This window comes from Candidatus Binataceae bacterium, from assembly GCA_036495685.1.
Taxonomy (GTDB): domain Bacteria; phylum Desulfobacterota; class Binatia; order Binatales; family Binataceae; genus JAFAHS01.
The window spans coordinates 23,471-39,762 of sequence record DASXMJ010000146.1; the positions used below are offsets into that span (position 1 = coordinate 23,471).

Annotated in this window: 18 protein-coding genes; 11 read left to right on the forward strand and 7 right to left on the reverse strand. The window is 61.2% G+C overall.

Annotated elements, in window-relative coordinates; genetic code table 11:
• The first annotated feature begins 63 nt into the window (after positions 1-63).
• From VGI36_13725 to VGI36_13740, 4 genes are all read left to right on the forward strand, one after another.
• Positions 64-1,284 carry a hypothetical protein gene (locus VGI36_13725; protein HEY2486205.1) on the forward strand — a complete coding sequence of 407 codons (1,221 nt, stop codon included), beginning with the start codon at positions 64-66 and terminating at the stop codon, positions 1,282-1,284.
• Positions 1,284-1,544 (forward strand): MoaD/ThiS family protein, encoded by a 261-nt coding sequence (locus tag VGI36_13730; GenBank protein ID HEY2486206.1) that lies wholly within the window; start codon positions 1,284-1,286, stop codon positions 1,542-1,544. The genes VGI36_13725 and VGI36_13730 overlap by 1 nt, the downstream gene beginning before the upstream one ends.
• 320 nt (positions 1,545-1,864) lie before the next feature.
• Complete coding sequence (locus VGI36_13735; protein ID HEY2486207.1) at positions 1,865-2,257, forward strand: nuclear transport factor 2 family protein; 393 nt, start codon at positions 1,865-1,867, stop codon at positions 2,255-2,257.
• A gap of 83 nt (positions 2,258-2,340) precedes the next feature.
• The gene (locus VGI36_13740) at positions 2,341-3,183 is read left to right on the forward strand and encodes a helix-turn-helix transcriptional regulator (GenBank protein ID HEY2486208.1); all 843 of its coding nucleotides are present in this window, start codon (positions 2,341-2,343) and stop codon (positions 3,181-3,183) included.
• Positions 3,184-3,188: 5 nt separating this feature from the next.
• Here the strand turns inward: VGI36_13740 and VGI36_13745 are convergent, their stop codons facing one another.
• The 4 genes from VGI36_13745 to VGI36_13760 all read right to left on the reverse strand — a co-directional run bounded on the left by VGI36_13745 (position 3,189) and on the right by VGI36_13760 (position 6,352).
• The gene (locus VGI36_13745) at positions 3,189-3,743 is read right to left on the reverse strand and encodes a GNAT family protein (GenBank protein ID HEY2486209.1); all 555 of its coding nucleotides are present in this window, start codon (positions 3,741-3,743) and stop codon (positions 3,189-3,191) included.
• 85 nt (positions 3,744-3,828) lie between these two features.
• On the reverse strand, positions 3,829-5,028 hold the full coding sequence (locus tag VGI36_13750; GenBank protein ID HEY2486210.1) for an acyl-CoA dehydrogenase: 1,200 nt from the start codon (positions 5,026-5,028) through the stop codon (positions 3,829-3,831).
• A 189-nt stretch (positions 5,029-5,217) separates the two neighbouring features.
• Positions 5,218-5,682 carry a GNAT family N-acetyltransferase gene (locus tag VGI36_13755; protein HEY2486211.1) on the reverse strand — a complete coding sequence of 155 codons (465 nt, stop codon included), beginning with the start codon at positions 5,680-5,682 and terminating at the stop codon, positions 5,218-5,220.
• Positions 5,651-6,352 carry a pyridoxamine 5'-phosphate oxidase family protein gene (locus tag VGI36_13760; GenBank protein ID HEY2486212.1) on the reverse strand — a complete coding sequence of 234 codons (702 nt, stop codon included), beginning with the start codon at positions 6,350-6,352 and terminating at the stop codon, positions 5,651-5,653. Before VGI36_13760 ends, VGI36_13755 begins: the two co-directional genes overlap by 32 nt.
• 31 nt (positions 6,353-6,383) lie before the next feature.
• Here VGI36_13760 and VGI36_13765 point away from each other — a divergent pair, with 31 nt between their 5' ends.
• A complete protein-coding gene (locus VGI36_13765; GenBank protein ID HEY2486213.1) occupies positions 6,384-7,709 on the forward strand; it encodes an aminotransferase class I/II-fold pyridoxal phosphate-dependent enzyme in 1,326 nt (441 codons plus the stop codon).
• Positions 7,710-7,716: 7 nt separating this feature from the next.
• Here VGI36_13765 and VGI36_13770 read toward each other — a convergent pair whose 3' ends face one another.
• Positions 7,717-8,895 (reverse strand): acyl-CoA dehydrogenase family protein, encoded by a 1,179-nt coding sequence (locus VGI36_13770; protein ID HEY2486214.1) that lies wholly within the window; start codon positions 8,893-8,895, stop codon positions 7,717-7,719.
• A 161-nt stretch (positions 8,896-9,056) separates the two neighbouring features.
• Here VGI36_13770 and VGI36_13775 point away from each other — a divergent pair, with 161 nt between their 5' ends.
• Together VGI36_13775 and VGI36_13780 are read left to right on the forward strand one after the other, a co-directional pair.
• Positions 9,057-9,347 (forward strand): UPF0175 family protein, encoded by a 291-nt coding sequence (locus VGI36_13775; protein ID HEY2486215.1) that lies wholly within the window; start codon positions 9,057-9,059, stop codon positions 9,345-9,347.
• A 23-nt stretch (positions 9,348-9,370) separates the two neighbouring features.
• Complete coding sequence (locus VGI36_13780) at positions 9,371-10,390, forward strand: zinc-binding dehydrogenase (protein HEY2486216.1); 1,020 nt, start codon at positions 9,371-9,373, stop codon at positions 10,388-10,390.
• Between the two features lie 65 nt (positions 10,391-10,455).
• Here the strand turns inward: VGI36_13780 and VGI36_13785 are convergent, their stop codons facing one another.
• Together VGI36_13785 and VGI36_13790 are read right to left on the reverse strand one after the other, a co-directional pair.
• Positions 10,456-11,169, reverse strand: a complete 714-nt coding sequence (locus VGI36_13785) for a methyltransferase domain-containing protein (GenBank protein ID HEY2486217.1) — start codon at positions 11,167-11,169, stop codon at positions 10,456-10,458.
• Complete coding sequence (locus tag VGI36_13790) at positions 11,169-12,038, reverse strand: alpha/beta hydrolase (protein ID HEY2486218.1); 870 nt, start codon at positions 12,036-12,038, stop codon at positions 11,169-11,171. Before VGI36_13790 ends, VGI36_13785 begins: the two co-directional genes overlap by 1 nt.
• Before the next feature lie 71 nt (positions 12,039-12,109).
• Here VGI36_13790 and VGI36_13795 point away from each other — a divergent pair, with 71 nt between their 5' ends.
• The 4 genes from VGI36_13795 (at position 12,110) to hpnH (ending at position 16,270) form a co-directional block, all read left to right on the forward strand.
• Positions 12,110-13,282: a serine hydrolase domain-containing protein gene (locus tag VGI36_13795; GenBank protein ID HEY2486219.1), complete on the forward strand. Its 1,173-nt coding sequence runs from the start codon at positions 12,110-12,112 to the stop codon at positions 13,280-13,282.
• Between the two features lie 148 nt (positions 13,283-13,430).
• Positions 13,431-14,450, forward strand: a complete 1,020-nt coding sequence (locus tag VGI36_13800; protein HEY2486220.1) for a Gfo/Idh/MocA family oxidoreductase — start codon at positions 13,431-13,433, stop codon at positions 14,448-14,450.
• Positions 14,451-14,587: 137 nt separating this feature from the next.
• Positions 14,588-15,238: a TetR/AcrR family transcriptional regulator gene (locus VGI36_13805; GenBank protein ID HEY2486221.1), complete on the forward strand. Its 651-nt coding sequence runs from the start codon at positions 14,588-14,590 to the stop codon at positions 15,236-15,238.
• A gap of 27 nt (positions 15,239-15,265) precedes the next feature.
• Positions 15,266-16,270, forward strand: a complete 1,005-nt coding sequence (gene hpnH, locus VGI36_13810) for an adenosyl-hopene transferase HpnH (protein ID HEY2486222.1) — start codon at positions 15,266-15,268, stop codon at positions 16,268-16,270.
• The last annotated feature ends 22 nt before the right edge of the window (positions 16,271-16,292 follow it).

Consider the following 16,292-nt stretch of genomic DNA (forward strand, 5'->3'; position numbering starts at 1 on the left):
TTCATTCGACTCTCCTGAAGGTGGTGGAGACGACTGGGACCGGTGGCGAGGGGAGAGGACGAGATGAAAAAACGAACCGATAGGCGTAAACGCCTCAACGGAGGGCACACGAGGACTGCGGCGACCGCGCCGAAGCGAAAAGCGTCGATTGCCCGGCCACATCTGGAACTCGCCGTTCTGGTGGGTACCCGCAAGTGCGCTCTTATCTACTATGGGGATTCGTCACGCAGGCGATGGCGGGTCGACGGCCCCCATTTTCTGGGACATATCATCGATCACATCGTGTTGGACCCTCGTGATCATAGAACCTTGCTCGCCGCCGCACGCACCGGACACCTTGGACCCACGATCTTTCGATCCCTGGACATGGGTAGGACCTGGACCGAGGCCACACGCCCGCCGATGTTCGGCAGGCCGCCCGAGGGTTTGGCGGAGCGCGCGGTCGACCATACCTGTTCCCTGACGCCGGCGCTGCCGGGCGAACCCGGGGTCTGGTATGCCGGCACCTCGCCCGCGGGAATCTTCCGCAGCGAGGATGGTGGGGCGACCTGGTCCGAGGTCGAAGGGTTCAATCGCAATCCGATGCTTTCCAAATGGGCGCCGCCGGAGAATGTGACGCCGGACAACCAAGTGTTCGGCGCGGTGTTGATCGATCCGCGCCAGGCTTCACACATGTACTACAGTTCCTCAGCGGCGGGCGTGCTTGAGACCAGCGACGGCGGCGGGAGCTGGCGACCGCTCAATCGTAACGTGGAAGCGAATTTCCTGCCTGATCCCTATCCCGAGTACGGGCAGGATACCCATTGTCTGGCGATGCATCCGCGCAATCCCGATCGGCTCTATCAGCAGAATCACTGTGGCATCTACCGGCTCGATCGACCCGACGAAGATTGGCTGCGAATCGGCCACAACATGCCGACTGCGGTCGGAGATGTCGGCTTTGGCATCGTGCTCGACCCGCGTAACGCCGACCGGGCGTGGGTATTTCCGATGGATGCGACCGCCACCTGGCCGCGCACCAGTCCTGATGGCAAACCCGCCGTCTACCAGACGCACGACGGCGGTGCCTCCTGGAAACGACAGGATCACGGCTTCCCGCGCGAGCACGCTTATTTCACGGTCTTAAGACAGGCGTTTGCCGGCGATGGCCTCGATCCGCTGGGTCTCTACTTCGGAACCACTTCGGGCGAATTATGGATTAGTAACGACGAAGGTGAAGGCTGGTCCCAAGCCGCAGCGCACCTGCAGCGCATCCTTTCAGTTGAAGCCGCGGTGCTCGGCTGATGCGCGTGATCATTCCAGGCCAGCTGCGCTCGTACACGCGCGGCGCGGCGGAGGTCGAAATGACCGGTGCCAGCCTGGTCGAAATTCTCGCCAACCTCGACGCGGTTTTTCCGGGAATCCGCTTTCGGATGATCGATGAGCTGGGTCGTATTCGCCCGCACATCAGAATTTTCGTTGCGCGCGAATTGGTTCGGACCATCGACGTGCCGCTGAAGCCGACGGATGAAGTTCAGATCGTCGGTGCACTGAGCGGCGGGTGAGCCGGTTCCCCGCCGTTATGCTGTGGTCGAGTCTGGACCGCGCGCCAAGTGACCACAGCATACGACCGTCTCGGTCGAAGACCATGCGTGGTCCGGATTCTGCGGCGCCAGACAACTGCCTCCGAGAGCACACCTCGAAGTTGAAATGAGAGCGAGACAGCCTGCGCTCCGTAGGACCTCACGGTCACCCTTCCCTGGAGCGTGCTTCTAGCACCTACCAGCGAAGTAATTGATGAGACCTGGACCTCCGCTTTATGTCAGCCCTCACGGCATCGTGTCGGCATGCGCCGAAACAATTCTCGATGCCGATGGAGGTTCCTATGAGCAAGGTTACGGAGGTTGTCGACAGCTATATCGCGGCCTGGAACGAAAGGGACTCAAGCCGCAGGCGAGAACTACTCGCGAAAACCTGGATCGAGAATGGCAGCTACATCGATCCGCATCGGGGCGGGACCGGCTACGAGCAGCTCGGTGCGATGATCCAGATGGTTCACGACGCGTTTCCCCCGGCGTACCGGTTCCGGCTCGCTAGCCGCGTCGACGAGTATGGTGATCGGGTACGCTTTCAATGGGAGGCGGGCGGAGCCAAGGATGCGCCGCTGCACTTCGTCGGAACGGACTTCGCCGTGCTGTGCGAGGATGGCCGCTTCCAGTCGGTAACCGGCTTCGTCGACGAATCGCCCCAGACTGCTGCGGTCAAGGCTGCCAGCTGATCTGACCCGCTGGCCCATCTCAGTCGGACGATTACCTCCGAGGTAATCGTCCGGCCGACGGGAGGTCTGCTAGCCTTAAAGGCATGGAAACCCATCAGAACGCATCGGCGATCGAATTCAACGGGGCCGGACCGCTACTGCGGCGCTGGCGCGAAACACGTCATCTAAGTCAACTCGAACTGGCGCTGGAGGCCGAGGTCTCCGCCCGTCATATCAGTTTCCTGGAGACGGGAAGGGCCACACCCAGCCGCGAGATGGTGCTGACGTTGGCCGAGGTATTGGAAGTTCCCTTGCGCGAACGTAACGTCCTGCTCCAGGCGGCTGGCTACGCGCCGGTCTACCGGGAAACCAACCTGGACGATCCCCGGATGAGCCACGTGCGCGCCGCGGTCGAGTTGATTCTCAAGCAGCACGAGCCGCACAGCGCAATCGCGTTCGATCGGCACCAGGACATCATCATGGCCAATAGCACGTTCACCGGCATGCTCAACGCGGTTCTGCCCGACGAGCCAATCAAGTTGGAGCCGCTCAAGGTGTCGGCGCCCCCTAGGTTGAACCTGCTGCGGCTGATGTTCGATCCGACCAAAATGCGAAAGCTGATTATCAATTGGGAACCAATTGCCAAATCGCTGCTCAATGAGGCATTTCGGAGCGCGGCATGGGCGCGCGACGAGGAGATGGAGAGGCTGCTCGCGGAGATCTTGTCCTACCCTGGTGTGCCGACACGCTGGCGCGAGCCCGACTTCGAGGCGCCACGCGCGCTGATTCTGCCGATCGAAATGGATGTGCGCGGAAAAGTGGCGCGCATGTTCAGTACCGTTACCACGGTCGGCAGACCGCAGGACGTGACCCTCGAGGAACTCCACATCGAGGCATTCTATCCGGCAGACGAAGAATCAAAGTCACTCTTCTACGCGCGCCAGTAGCGCGGTCACGCCTTCGTTTGCCCAAGCGCACGATATTCGGCTTCGAGTATGCCCATTACGATGGTGTCGTGATATTTGCGACCGAAGAAGCGTTGCTCGCGTAGAGCCCCTTCGCGCTTGAAGCCGCACCGCTCGTATGACGCGATCGCATGCGCATTGAAATCATAAACGTGTAGCCATAGACGGTGCAGGTTCAGCTTGTCGAAAGCGAGCCTCATGAGCACCAGCATCGCATCGGTGCCGTAGCCGCGGCCCCAGTACTGTTTGTCGCCGATCATTATGCCGAGAGCGGAATGGCGGTTTATCCAGTCGATGCCGTGCAGGCCCAAGGCACCGATGAAGCGGCCGTCCGCCAGGGTCTCGATCGCAAAGGTCTTCTCGGTCGAGGATTCGGACAGACCAAACTTCTCAATAAATTCGCGTTCGGCGATCGATGAAACCGGATACGAGAGCATGCCGCTGCCGAGAAATTGGGTGACCTCTTCGTCGTTAATCCATTTGATTACCGCGTCGAGATCGGACATCTCGTAGCCTCTCAGTCGCACCAGTTTACCGTCCATCGGTCGACTCCTTTCTTGGCCGCAAACAAAAAGGGCAGCCCCTTTTTGGAAGCTGCCCTTTAGGGGGTTAATCTGGTTACTTTCGTCAGTTCCCTTTGGGCAGCCCCAGTACCCGCTCGCCGATGATGTTGTGCTGGATCTCGCTCGTGCCGCCAGCGATCGTCAGTGCGCGCGATGCGAGCATGCGATACGACCATATGCCCCGGTCGACCGCGAAGGGCGCTTTGAATTCCAATTGCGCGTAGGGTCCGAGCAGTTCCATCGCGAACTTGCTCATCTTCAGATTGAGCTCACTGGTGCCCAGCTTCAACACCGAGCCTTCGGGTCCGGGCGGCAGGCCTTTCAGGCGCCGGGTGAGCTGGCGAAAGCCCGTGTACTTAAGTGCCAACGCCTCGCCCGCGAAGCCGGAAATTTTTTGGCGCACGCTGGAATCGTCCCACGCGGTCTTTCCGTTGCTCCGCACCGCCCGGGCCAAGTCCGCGAGTTCGCGGACCTGCCCCAGCAGATCGCGTCCGCCTCCGATACCGGAACGTTCGAACATCAAGGTAGTGATAGCGACCTGCCAGCCCTGATTCTTCTCACCGATCAGGTTCTTCTTGGGCACCTTGACGTCCTCGAAGAAGACCTCGTTGAAATTCGCATCGCCGGTAATCTGCACCAGCGGACGAACGGTTACCCCGGGCGAGTGCATGTCGACCAGCACATAGCTGATGCCCTTGTGCTTGGGAGCACTGGGATCGGTACGCACCAGCAGGATGCACCAGTCTGCGTGATGCGCATCGGAGGTCCAGACTTTCTGACCGTTGACGATGAAGTAGTCACCTTCCTCGATTGCGCGGGTCTGGAGTGATGCGACATCGGAACCCGAACCGGGTTCGGAATATCCCTGGCACCAGATCTCATCGCCCGAGAGGATCTTTGGAACGTAGCGTTTCTTTTGCTCCTCGGTACCCCAGTGAATTATCGTGGGGCCAACCAGCATGATGCCGAGACCATTGACGAGCTGCGGGGTATTCGCCGCTGCCATCTCCTCGTTATAGATGAGCTGCTGGGTTAGGGTGGCTCCGCGGCCCCCATATTCCTTCGGCCAGCTTAAGCCGACCCAGCCGCCCGAGTGCATCTTGCGATGCCACTGCAGACGGCGCTGCCAGTCATCCTTGCTTCCTTCGTGCATGAAGTCGGTGCGATCGTCTGCAGCCGAGCTCTGCGCGGGGCGATTCTTCTGAAGCCAGGCGCGTAATTCCTGGCGGAACGCCTCGTCTTCGGCGCTGAACCTGAAATCCATCCACTAGCCTCCAGTGATTAGGAGAACCGCGCGTCAAGGGCGCAATTTCGATGCCGACCCGCCGCCGAACCCCTATCGACTGCTATATAAACCGTGCTTCGAAACTGGCGCAAGGAGGCGGTCGCGGCGATGCGTCTCGTGACCAAGCGCGCATCGCGCGGGCTGGCAAAGCGGATGGATCGTTCTTGGCTATTTCGCGGTTTGCGCCATGCGAAGGTATACGCCGGGATCGGTACGTTCCATCTGGCGCTCGGGGAACTGCGGCGCGGTGAAGCCGAAGCGCTGGTACAGCCCGTGGGCATCTTTAGTGCCGAGCAGCCAGCGGCGTAGTTTCTGGAGATCGGGATGGTGCACGATCTCCGCCATCAGGGCTTTGGAAATGCCACGGCCGCGCCACGGAGCGAGCACGAAAACGTCGGCAATGTAAGCGAAAGTCGCGTAGTCGCTTACGACCCGCGCGAAAGCGATGTGCTGATCGCGACAGTACACGCCGAAACACAGCGAGTTCTGGATTGCGCGTTCGACGAGGTCGCGCGGAATTCCCTCGGCCCAATATGACTCGCGCAGAAAGCCATGAATGACCCCCACGTCGAGTCGGGCCGGGTCGGTACTGATCAGATAGTCATCGAAGATTCGTTCCACCAGTCTTGCCATTGCTGTCCCTCCTGGCGTCGGGCAGGAGATAGTTGGCGACATATTCGGGAACCTCGACGCCGCCTATCAGGCGATCGTCGGCGACCGCTGCGCCGGTTGCCATTTTCAAAGGAATGACCCCGGCCCAGATCGGGAGCGCGTAGTCCTCCGCTTCTTCACTCGGTCCGCCGGTACGGACCTTGGCCGACGCCTCGGTGATGGGGAGACTGAGCACGCTGGTCGCGGCCAGTTCTTTGGGGTGGGGCGGGCGTGCATCTTGCCATCTGCCCGGAGAGACGTGCTCCACCAGCGCATGCAGCGCGCGCAGCTTTGCGTCCTGGTCGGTCACTTCCTCGGCAGCTCCGAGAATTACCGCCGAGCGGTAGTTGATGGAGTGATGGAACGCGGAGCGCGCCAGGATCAGCCCATCGACGTGGGTCACGGTGACACACAGCGGAATGCCGCCGGCCGCGGTGCGCAACATCCGACTGGCGGCCGAGCCGTGGACGTAGAGCCGCTCCCCGATCCGCACGTGCAGGGTGGGAACCACGAACGGCGCATCGTTATGAACGAATCCGACATGACAGAAAAGGGCGCTGTCGATGATCTGGTAGACAATCTCCCGATCATAGGAGCCGCGCTGGGGCATGCGTTTGAGGCGGGTGCGTTCAGTCGGCTGCAGTGCTTCCATCTTCTGCTCCATTATGTAACAGTACAAACTGATGAACGTATCACCACATTACCAGATTCGGGGAAAATCAGGCAACCAGATCGCCGCCAGCATCGAGGAAGCGATCCGCAACGGAGGGATCGCCGCAGGCGCGCGGTTGCCCGCGATCCGGTCGCTGGCGGGGCACCTTGCGGTGAGCCCCACCACGGTGGCGGCCGCATACCAAACCCTGCGGGTACGCGGACTGTTGCATGGCAGCGGACGGCGCGGGACGGTGGTCAATCGGCGTCCACCGCTGGTAACCCCGACGATGCCGCGTCTGCCCGCGGGAGTGCGCAACCTGATGGACGGAAACCCCGATCGCAGGTTGCTGCCTTCGCTGAGCGACGCGATTCGACACCTCACGTGCCCTGCTCCCCTCTACGGCGGGGCTTCAGATCGGCCAGAACTGCTCGCCCTGGTGCGCGCGCAGTTTGAGGCGGACCACATCGCGGCTCAGGCAGTGGCGGTGGTGGGCGGGGCGATGGACGCCATCGAGCGCGTGCTGCAGGCCCATCTCAGGCCCGGTGACCTGGTTGGGGTAGAGGATCCCTGCTACCGGGGAACGCTCGATTTGATCTCGGCGCTGGGACTGGTCGCGGAACCGATCGCGATCGACGAGAACGGACCCCGGCCGGAAGCGCTGGCGGGCGCGCTCCACGCCGGCATTTCCGCGGTCATGGTTACGCCGCGTGGTCAGAACCCCACCGGCGCTGCGCTGGAGCGCAAACGGGTTTCCGCGCTGTCGGCAATCCTGGCGCGGTATCGCGAGGTCCTCCTTATCGAGGACGATTTCACGGGACCTATTTCCGGTGTCCGTGCTTTTTCCCTGACCGCGGGGCGGGAGCGCTGGGCGGTAGCGCGGTCGGTGTCGAAGTTTCTCGGACCCGACTTGCGCCTGGCCTTCATCGCGGGAGATCCGTTAACCGTCGCGCGCGTCCAGGGACGCCAACATCTTGGTCCGCGCTGGATCAGTCATATTCTGCAGGAGGCGGTCGTTGCGTTATGGTCCGATGTGAAGACCGCGCGCTTGATCAAGCGTGCCGCGGAGACCTACACGCTTCGGCGCGAGGCACTTATCCGGGCGCTGAAGGAGCATCGGATTGAAGCGCGGGGTCGCTCCGGGCTCAACGTCTGGGTGCCGGTTGTGGAGGAGACCAGCGCCGTGCAGTCACTCCTTAATGACGGATGGGCGGTCCTGGCCGGTGAATCGTTTCGACTGAAGGCACCTCCCGGACTACGCGTCATGACCGCGACCCTGGAAGTGGAGGAGGCACCGCGGCTTGCCCGTGCCATCGCCGCGGCGGTACGTTCGCGCTCCGCGTCGCACGTCGTGTGAAGTGGGCCTATCCTTTTGGCAAACCCAGCACCCGCTCGCCGATGATGTTGTGCTGGATCTGATTGGTTCCGGCCGCGATCGTGCCGCCGCGCGCCGCCAGCATCTTGAACAGCCAGTTACCCTTGTCGATCGCATAAGGCGCATGATGCTCGATTTGCGAGTAGGCGCCCAGCAGCTCCATGGCAAACATCTGGATGCGCAGGTTCAGTTCGGTACCACAGAGCTTCTGGATCGATCCTTCGGGGCCGGGCGGGAGACCCTTCAGCCGGCGTGTGAGCTGGCGAAACCCGGTGTACTTGAGCGCCTGCTGTTCGCAGTAGAACTCCGCGACCCGCTGTCGCACGCCGGCATCGTCCCAGGCCTTGCGCCCGTTGCGTTCAACCTTCTGTGCCAGCTTGACCAGCTCGTGGACCTGTCCACCGGTGCCGCCACCCGCGCCGTTGCGTTCGAACATCAGGGTGGTGATCGCGACTTGCCAGCCCTGGTTTAAGTTCCCGACGATGTTCTTCTTGGGCACCCGCACGTCTTCGAAGAAGACTTCGTTGAATCCGCGGGCTCCGGTCATTTGCACCAGCGGACGAACGGTGATGCCGGGACTTCGCATATCGACAAGGAGATAGCTGATGCCTTTGTGTTTCGGCGCCGCAGGGTCGGTGCGTACCAGCAAAAAGATCCAATCCGAGAACTGCGCGTTGGAAGTCCAGACCTTCTGCCCGTTCACGACGAAGTCATCGCCATCTTCCACCGCGCGGGTTTGCAGCGAGGCCAGGTCCGAGCCGGACCCCGGTTCGGAGTATCCCTGGCACCAGATTTCCTCTCCGGTAAGCACCTTGGGGATGTAACGCTTCTTCTGGTCCTCGGCGCCCCAGTGCATCAGGGTAGGTCCGATCAAGCTCACCCCCGATCCGATAAAGGGCAGTGGGGCGCGCACCCGCGCGAGTTCCTGATGGTAGACGATGGTCTGCAGGATGCCGAAGCCGCGGCCGCCGTATTCCTTGGGCCAATCGACACATGTCCAGCCTCCGGACGCGAGCTTCTTGAACCATTTGACCCGTCGGTTCCATTCGCCCTCGTCTTCCGCGAAGAAGTCGAGATCAGCGTCTTCACGTTCGGGCCGGTTCTTGTCGAGCCACGCGCGGAACTCCGCGCGAAACTTTTCGTCTTCGGGCGTGAAATTGAAATCCATCGATCGTCCCCGTTGTGTGTGCGGCCGCTTTTTCTTAAGCGTACGACCCGTTTGCGTGAATAAAGTTCGCACAGAAAGCGCCTGAAGCGCAAAGACTTAAGCGCCCGGTCCACCTCGTTTGACATCATCGCGGCAATCGCGGAAATTCAGGGCATCCCGCCATGCAAATCAGAATCGAACTTCCCGGCGACGTCTTCGATGCGCAGTTTCGGCCAGCGGATTTTCGCGAGCGGGTGCGCGAACTGGCCATTCTCGAGCTGGTGCGGGTCAAGCGCCTGCACGAGCACGAAGCGCAGGAGATGCTGGGAGTTACACGCTGGCAGCTCGTGGAGCGGATGAAAGCTTCCGGAATCTCTCCGACCGAGGAAGTGTTCGACAACATCCGCGATGAACTCACCCGGGCTATCGGGATCAGACGCGCCCGCGTCAAGAACGGCGAATCGCGTAAATAGCGACCGTCCGGAGGAGCTCTACCATGAAGGCCGCGGCTTTCAAGCAGCAAAACCAGATGGCGATCATCGAAGTGCCGCAACCGCATCCCGGTCCCGGCGAAGTCGTGCTCAAAGTCCACAACTGCGGAATCTGCGGCTCGGATCTTCATGCCTGCCAATATGGGATGGGTCTGGCACCGGACACAGTTATGGGCCACGAGTTTTGTGGCGAGATCTTCGAGCTCGGGCCGGGCGTGAAAGGATTCAGCGTGAGGGAACGCGTCACGGCGCTGCCGTTCATCTCATGCGGAGAGTGCGAGCCGTGTCGGCGGGATGATGGAATGCACTGTGGCGCGACGCGCGGGCTCGGTCTCGGTCAGCTGCCCGGCGCCTATGCTGAATACGTAATGTGCGGCGGGCAGAGCTTGCTCAAGCTGCCGGACAACGTCGATTCTCGGGCGGGGGCGCTGGTCGAGCCGCTTTCGGTGGGGCTTCACGGAGTGAACCGCGCGCAGCTTAGGTCCGGCGAGGGCGTGGTGGTGATGGGTGCGGGACCGATCGGGCTTTCGACCCTGGTCTGGGCCAAGGCCAAGGGGGCTGCTGCGGTCGTAGTTTCGGAGCTGGCTCCGGGACGCACGGAACTTGCCATGAAGCTTGGAGCCAGCGCCGTCGTGAACCCGACCACGGAGAACCCCGCGGACAGAATGCGCGCGCTGACCGGACGGGAGCCCGAAGTGGTTTTCGAATGTATCGGTGTGAAATCCACCCTCGATGCGGCGATCAGCACGGTTGGCCTGCATGGCCGCGTGGTGGTTCTGGGGGTCTGCATGGAGCCGGACCAGATCCGGCCGCTTACCTGCATCCTCAAGGAGATCGGGATCGAATTTATCGTCGGATACACGCGTGCCGAGTTCCAGGAAACCGTCGATGCGCTGGCGTCAAGGCGGATCGATCCCCGCCCGATGATTACCGACATCATTAGTGTCGATCGCGTGCCGGAGATGTTTGCGGCGCTGAAGAGCCCCGGGGCGCGCGCCAAGGTGATGGTCGAGTTCCCCCACTAGCCGCATAGACTGGTCTGTGCCACTCGCGCCATTTTTCAGGGTGACCGAGGAACCCCAGGAAGCGGCTAAGACTTTGCAAGCTTGCGAGCGGCCACGCGGCTGAAGGTCAGAAGTCTGCCGGCGTCGGCGAGGACAACCGGAGCGTCGGGGTTGTCCGGCTGGGTGCTTGATTTCCAGATTTCGGCCGCTTCCGGCATTTCTTCTGCGCAAACCACCTCAACCGTGCCGGTTTTCTCCCAGTGCCACCGCCACCACGCCGGCGAGTGAAAAGAGTGCCACTGCTGATTGAAGTAGAAGTCGCGCAGATATTCCGGAATCTCGTCGTTGCGCAACTCACGCGTGAGTCCGGGACACGCGATCGCCAGCTGGCCGGCGGGTTTGAGGAAGCGCACCAGCTTTTCCAGGTACAAATCGTCGGTGCCGAAGTAGTGGTATGCATCGACGCTCAGGATGGCGTCGAAGAATTCGTCAGGGTAGGGCAGCGCCCTGGCCTCGGCATGAATCGGGAAGACCTGCTCTTCGAGACCCGCCTGGCGAATTCGTTTCCAGTTGTCGGTTGCGGCAATCCACAAATCTGTCGCCCACACCTGCACGCCGAATTCCCGGGCCAGAAAAATCGAACTGATCGCCTTGCCGCAGCCGAGATCCATGACGCGCATTCCCATCGCGAGCTCTGTGCGCGCGCATAGCGACTCCATGAGCCACAACACGTGCGGGCCCATTAGATTGCCCGGCACCAGTTCCTCGTAGTTGGCGGATCGCGGAAACAGCGCGTTCATCAGGCCAGCCGCAGAAACTCTCGCAACGCGGCCAACGACTCAGACTCGCTGAGCGAGGGGGCGTGTCCGACCCCGGGAATCTCGGCGACGGTCACATCGGTGTGGGTGGTGCGCATCTGTCGCGCGGTAAGCGGCGCCAGGATGTCGCTCTGCGAGCCACGCACCACCAGAATCGGACAGCTGATCCGTGCGAACGGCACCCACAGGTCCAGCCGTTGCTGGGCGGCACCGCCCCGAGGTGGGCGACGAATCGATGGGTCCATTTTCCAGGTCAGTCCGCCCCGAGGGGCCGGCTTAACCGACCACTTGGCCCACTCGCGCAGAGCATCCTCGGGCATGTCGGCCATTCGTGGATAGACGCTCCGGTAATAGGCCGCGACTTCGCCGAGGTCCTTGAACGTGTCCGGCGCCTCGCTGACGTAGGACGAAATTCGCGCGCTTCCCGCCGAATCGATCTCCGGACCGATATCATTCAACACCAGGCGTTCAACCCGTTCAGGCCATCCCCCCGCGAACATCATCGAAATGACTCCACCCATCGAAGTCCCGATGAGCGAGATCCTGGCGATCTCGAGCGCTTCCAGAATGGCGCTCAGATCGTTGGCGTAGTGTTGATGCAAATATTCGCGAGCCGGTCCCCACGCGCTGTCGCCGCGGCCGCGCACATCAACCGAGAGCACGTGGTAGCGAGCGGAAAGGTGCGGCGCGAGCTCATCGAAGTTGTGCGCGTTGCCGGTAAATCCGTGGATGCAAACCAGCCACGGCAAGTGATCTCCGCCGTAATCGAGGTAGTGAAGCCGAAGGCCGTTTGCGTGAATGAACTTGTCTTCCGCCATCGTCATGCGGCGCCCCGCGACGAGTGTAGGCATAAGCGTGGCGTCGCGCCAATGACGAGCGCGGCTTGATGGTGGTATAGAGGAGTCGCCGAGGGAGGCGTGAAATGGCTGCGGAATTCAAAATCGAAGGCGAAGTCGACAAACGTTTTGAGAACGTACGCAAGGCGTTTGCCGAAAATTTCGAAAAACGGGGTGAGCTTGGCGCGGCGGTCACGATGGTCATCGACGGACGGCCGGTAGTTGATTTGTGGGGCGGTTATTTCGACAAGGCGAAAAATCGCCCTTGGAATCGCGACACGCTGGTAAACATCTACTCCACCACCAAGGGCCTGACGGCCACCTGTGCCCATCAGCTGATCGATCAGGGCAAGCTCGACCCTGACGAACCGGTGTCACGCTATTGGCCGGAGTTTGCCCAAGCCGGAAAAAAAGATCTCCCGGTCCGCTACCTACTCAGCCATCGTGCTGGCTTGCCCGCCATCCGGAAGGTCCTCGCCGAAGAGGCGTTGTTCGATTGGGATACCATGGCAGCGGCGCTGGCCGAACAAGAGCCGTGGTGGCAGCCAGGAACGAAACACGGCTATCACGCACTGACCATCGGGTGGTTGGTTGGAGAAGTCATTAGGAGGATTACCGGCAAGGGGTTGGGCAAATACTTCCGTGAGGAAATTGCCGAGCCGCTCAAGCTCGATTGTCATATCGGATTGGATGCGGCACACGACTCGCGAGTCAGTGACCTGCTTCCGGCGCCGCCACCCGGTCCCGACGAACCAAACTTGTTCGTCGAGGCGATGAAGGAACCGGAGGGGGCAACCGCCAAAGCGTTTCTGAATCCACCAGTCCTGACCAAGCCTAACCTGGTTAACACCCGTTCGTGGCGCGGAGCTGAACTCGGTGCCGCCAACGGGCACACCACCGCGAGATCCCTGGCCCGCCTGTACGGATCGCTGGCTCGCGGCGGTGAAATCGACGGCTACCGAATCGTCCGTCCCGAAGCGTTGGAGAGGTTCTATGCAGAACAATCCTACGGTCCCGATCAGGTGTTGATGCAGATGCCGACGCGCTTCTCGATGGGGTACATGCTGTCGCAGCCCGGCGCGATGTTCGGTCCCCACCGTAAAGCCTTCGGCCATCCGGGAGCGGGTGGCTCACTGGGCTTTGCCGACCCACAGGCCAAGGTCGGGTTTGGCTATACCATGAACCAGATGGCGAACGGGCTGCTTATCGACCCACGCGCATCCGCGCTGATCGATGCGTTTTACGCGGCCCTAGGGTGAGCGAGGCCAAGGCTCCGGCGAGCCATTGTCTCTCCGGGCTCGCAGAGCAGACGCCGGCGTTCATCGCCACTCCCCAAACGGACCCTACCGGTGCCCGGCGTGGTCGGGCGTTAGTGGGGTTGCGGCCGCAGTGTAGAATCTGATCCGGATGAAATTGCGAGGCGCAATCTCCGGCTTTGGTGAAGTTGCGGCGAAAGCGCATTTGGCGGGATGGCGCACGCGCGAAAACGTCAACCTTGGGGTGATTCACGATCCCCTCGCGGAACGTCGCCACGAAGCTATTCGACTGGTCAAAAACGTTCGCGTCTACGACGACCTTGAGCTGATGCTCGACGGCGAGGCGCCAGATTTTGTCGATATCGCGAGTCCACCAGCGCTACACAGCAGCGCCGCTCGCACGGCGCTGAACGCCGGAGCACATGTACTCGTGGAAAAACCCCTCGGCCTTTCGCTGGCTGAGTTCGACGAGGTTGCGGCGGTGGCGCGCGCCAAGCAGAGGGTCCTGATGTGCGTGCACAACTGGAAGTTTGCGCCCGCGTATTCTCTGGCGCGCGCTATGGTCGCTGAAGGGCGAATCGGTTCGGTCCAGTCTGTCTCCCTGGAGCGCCTGCGTGTCGAACCGGCGGGAAAGGGCGGACCCGGGGCGGCGTGGCGTAGGTCGGGAGCGTCGGGCGGCGGAATTCTCATCGATCACGGATGGCACGTCTTTTACCTGATGCAGTGGCTGATGGGTGGAGCGTCGCCGCGCGCGGTTACGGCAACTCTTTTCACCAACCCTGAGGGGGTCGAGGAAACCGCCGAGGTCCAGGTGACCTTCGGCGCCGGTCAGAGCGCGCGTGCCAACCTGTCGTGGCGCGCCGGACAGCGGCGAACCCATGCGACGATCGTTGGAACGAGCGGATCGCTCGAAATTGGTAGTGAACGGCTCCTTCTGACCGAGGGGCAGCGACCCTCCGAGGAGCTTTTGGTGCATGACATCCCGGACGACTCATATCATTCCGCCTGGTTTTCCGGAGTCGCGGGGGAGTTCGAAGGGGCGATTTCGGAAGGCCCCAATTCGAGCATTGCGCAGTCTAATCTGGTCGAGGCGCGGCGCGCTCTGGCCTTGATTGTCGCGGCACGAGTCTCCGCGAAAAACCGAGGCTCTCAAACAGATATTATCGCCTGACCATCGGTCAGGCGACGCGGTCGCGTCCTGGAGGAGCGCCTGACCGACCGGACGGGTTCATATTGACTTTGCATCAAATGACGTTAGAGTTACGATTGACCGACAGGTTAGCGACCGCTCTTCAATAAGTAATAGCTATGAGCACCCCAGAAACGAGGCCGGTCTCTCATGATTCGCGCAGCGCGCAGGACTCGCGGGATGAAATCCTGAAGGCGGCGATGCATCTGTTTGCTAACCGCGGGTTCCACGAGACTTCGATGTCGGAGGTCGCACGCGAGGCGCACGTCAGCAAGGCTCTGATCTTTTGGCACTTCAAGACCAAGGAAGAGCTGTTCGTTGCGGTGTTGAACCGCCTGCTCGAACCGTACTTCATCGATTTTGCCGAAGAGGCCGGGGTACTCGACGAGCGTGCGCAAATCAGGAAACTGGTCGAATTCTACCTGGACTTCGTGCGCGACAACGCCAGCTCGGTCCGGTTCTTCCTCGCACAGATGCTTCACGACCAGCGGTTCTCGGAGGGGCTTAACGAGCAGGTGCTGAAAATCTATTCGGGCTACCGAGGCATGTTGGTCGAGCTCATCGCCCGGGCGCAGCAGAAGCGGCTCTGTGCCCTCAGGTTTACGCCGCAAGCCGCTGCGGGATTCCTGCTTTCGGCGCTCAACGGGATCCTGATTGAGCATCTGTTCATGGCCAACAATCCGCTCGATTCGGAAGAGGCGGTGGCGATGGTTAGCGAGTGGCTGTTTGGCCAGGAAACCCCTTCGGGTGGCGGCAAGGCCGTCGCCTGATCTTCAGAATCGTCGCGGGAGAGATTGATGCGGGTACCCCTCAAACAAATGATCGATCTGGGTCGCTACATCGGCCGGAAAAAACGGGCTGGCGAGAAGTACTTTCCGATCGTGCTGATGCTGGAGCCGCTGCACGCCTGCAACCTGGCGTGCGTGGGATGCGGGAGAATCGTCGAATACAAGGACACTATCCGCGATATGATGCCGCTGGAGCAGGCGCTCGAGTCGGCCAACGAGTGCGGCGCACCCATCGTGTCGATCTGTGGCGGTGAACCGCTCATGTACAAGCACATTGCGCCGCTCACCACCCGGCTCATCGAGGAGCAGAAGCGTCACGTGATGATCTGCACCAACGCAATCCTGCTGGAGCGCTTCGTCAAGCAAGTTCCGCCGAGTCCATACTTAAGCTTCAACCTCCACATCGATGGCATGCGCGAAACCAACGATCGCGTGCTCGATCGGGAGGGGCATTTCGACATCGTCGTGAAGATGATCAAGATGCTCAAGAGCAAAGGCTATCGTGTACAGACCAATACCACGGTCTTTCGTGAAACCGGCGCGGAGGAGCTCGAAGACCTGGTTAAGATGCTCCAGGGACTCGGGGTGGACGGCATGCTGCTGTCTCCCGGTTATCACTACCAAGTGCTGACCAACGACGATCTCTACCTCAAGAAAGAGGATATGCCCTACAAGTTCGTCCGGGTCCGGAAGCTGGCCGACGACTACAAGATTATCAATACGCCGATCTATCTCGACTACCTGGTTGGTGAGCGCGATCTCACGTGCAGTCCATGGACCACCGTCACTCGCAACCCGCGGGGATGGAAGGGCCCCTGCTACCTGATCACCAACGGCCATTATCCGAGTTTTAAAGAGTTGCACGAAGCGACGGACTGGGAGTTCTATCGCAGCAAACAGGACATCCGCTGTCGCGACTGCAAATTGCATTCGGGCTTTGAGGGGACGGTGGCGCTGGAATTCGGAAAGAGTCTCAAGGATTCGTGGCGAATGGTTCGCCACTATATGTCCTGAACTAATGCTCATGGTGGGCCGT

Coding starts and splice junctions, on each gene's coding strand:
- VGI36_13780 (HEY2486216.1), top strand. CDS start 9,371: ATGAAGGCCGCGGCTTTCAAGCAGCAAAACCAGATGGCGATCATCGAA.
- VGI36_13790 (HEY2486218.1), bottom strand. CDS start 12,038: ATGCCTACACTCGTCGCGGGGCGCCGCATGACGATGGCGGAAGACAAG.
- hpnH (HEY2486222.1), top strand. CDS start 15,266: ATGCGGGTACCCCTCAAACAAATGATCGATCTGGGTCGCTACATCGGC.
- VGI36_13725 (HEY2486205.1), top strand. CDS start 64: ATGAAAAAACGAACCGATAGGCGTAAACGCCTCAACGGAGGGCACACG.
- VGI36_13795 (HEY2486219.1), top strand. CDS start 12,110: ATGGCTGCGGAATTCAAAATCGAAGGCGAAGTCGACAAACGTTTTGAG.
- VGI36_13745 (HEY2486209.1), bottom strand. CDS start 3,743: ATGGACGGTAAACTGGTGCGACTGAGAGGCTACGAGATGTCCGATCTC.
- VGI36_13775 (HEY2486215.1), top strand. CDS start 9,057: ATGCAAATCAGAATCGAACTTCCCGGCGACGTCTTCGATGCGCAGTTT.
- VGI36_13765 (HEY2486213.1), top strand. CDS start 6,384: ATGAACGTATCACCACATTACCAGATTCGGGGAAAATCAGGCAACCAG.
- VGI36_13755 (HEY2486211.1), bottom strand. CDS start 5,682: ATGGCAAGACTGGTGGAACGAATCTTCGATGACTATCTGATCAGTACC.
- VGI36_13785 (HEY2486217.1), bottom strand. CDS start 11,169: ATGAACGCGCTGTTTCCGCGATCCGCCAACTACGAGGAACTGGTGCCG.
- VGI36_13730 (HEY2486206.1), top strand. CDS start 1,284: ATGCGCGTGATCATTCCAGGCCAGCTGCGCTCGTACACGCGCGGCGCG.
- VGI36_13770 (HEY2486214.1), bottom strand. CDS start 8,895: ATGGATTTCAATTTCACGCCCGAAGACGAAAAGTTTCGCGCGGAGTTC.
- VGI36_13750 (HEY2486210.1), bottom strand. CDS start 5,028: ATGGATTTCAGGTTCAGCGCCGAAGACGAGGCGTTCCGCCAGGAATTA.
- VGI36_13740 (HEY2486208.1), top strand. CDS start 2,341: ATGGAAACCCATCAGAACGCATCGGCGATCGAATTCAACGGGGCCGGA.
- VGI36_13760 (HEY2486212.1), bottom strand. CDS start 6,352: ATGGAAGCACTGCAGCCGACTGAACGCACCCGCCTCAAACGCATGCCC.
- VGI36_13805 (HEY2486221.1), top strand. CDS start 14,588: ATGAGCACCCCAGAAACGAGGCCGGTCTCTCATGATTCGCGCAGCGCG.
- VGI36_13800 (HEY2486220.1), top strand. CDS start 13,431: ATGAAATTGCGAGGCGCAATCTCCGGCTTTGGTGAAGTTGCGGCGAAA.
- VGI36_13735 (HEY2486207.1), top strand. CDS start 1,865: ATGAGCAAGGTTACGGAGGTTGTCGACAGCTATATCGCGGCCTGGAAC.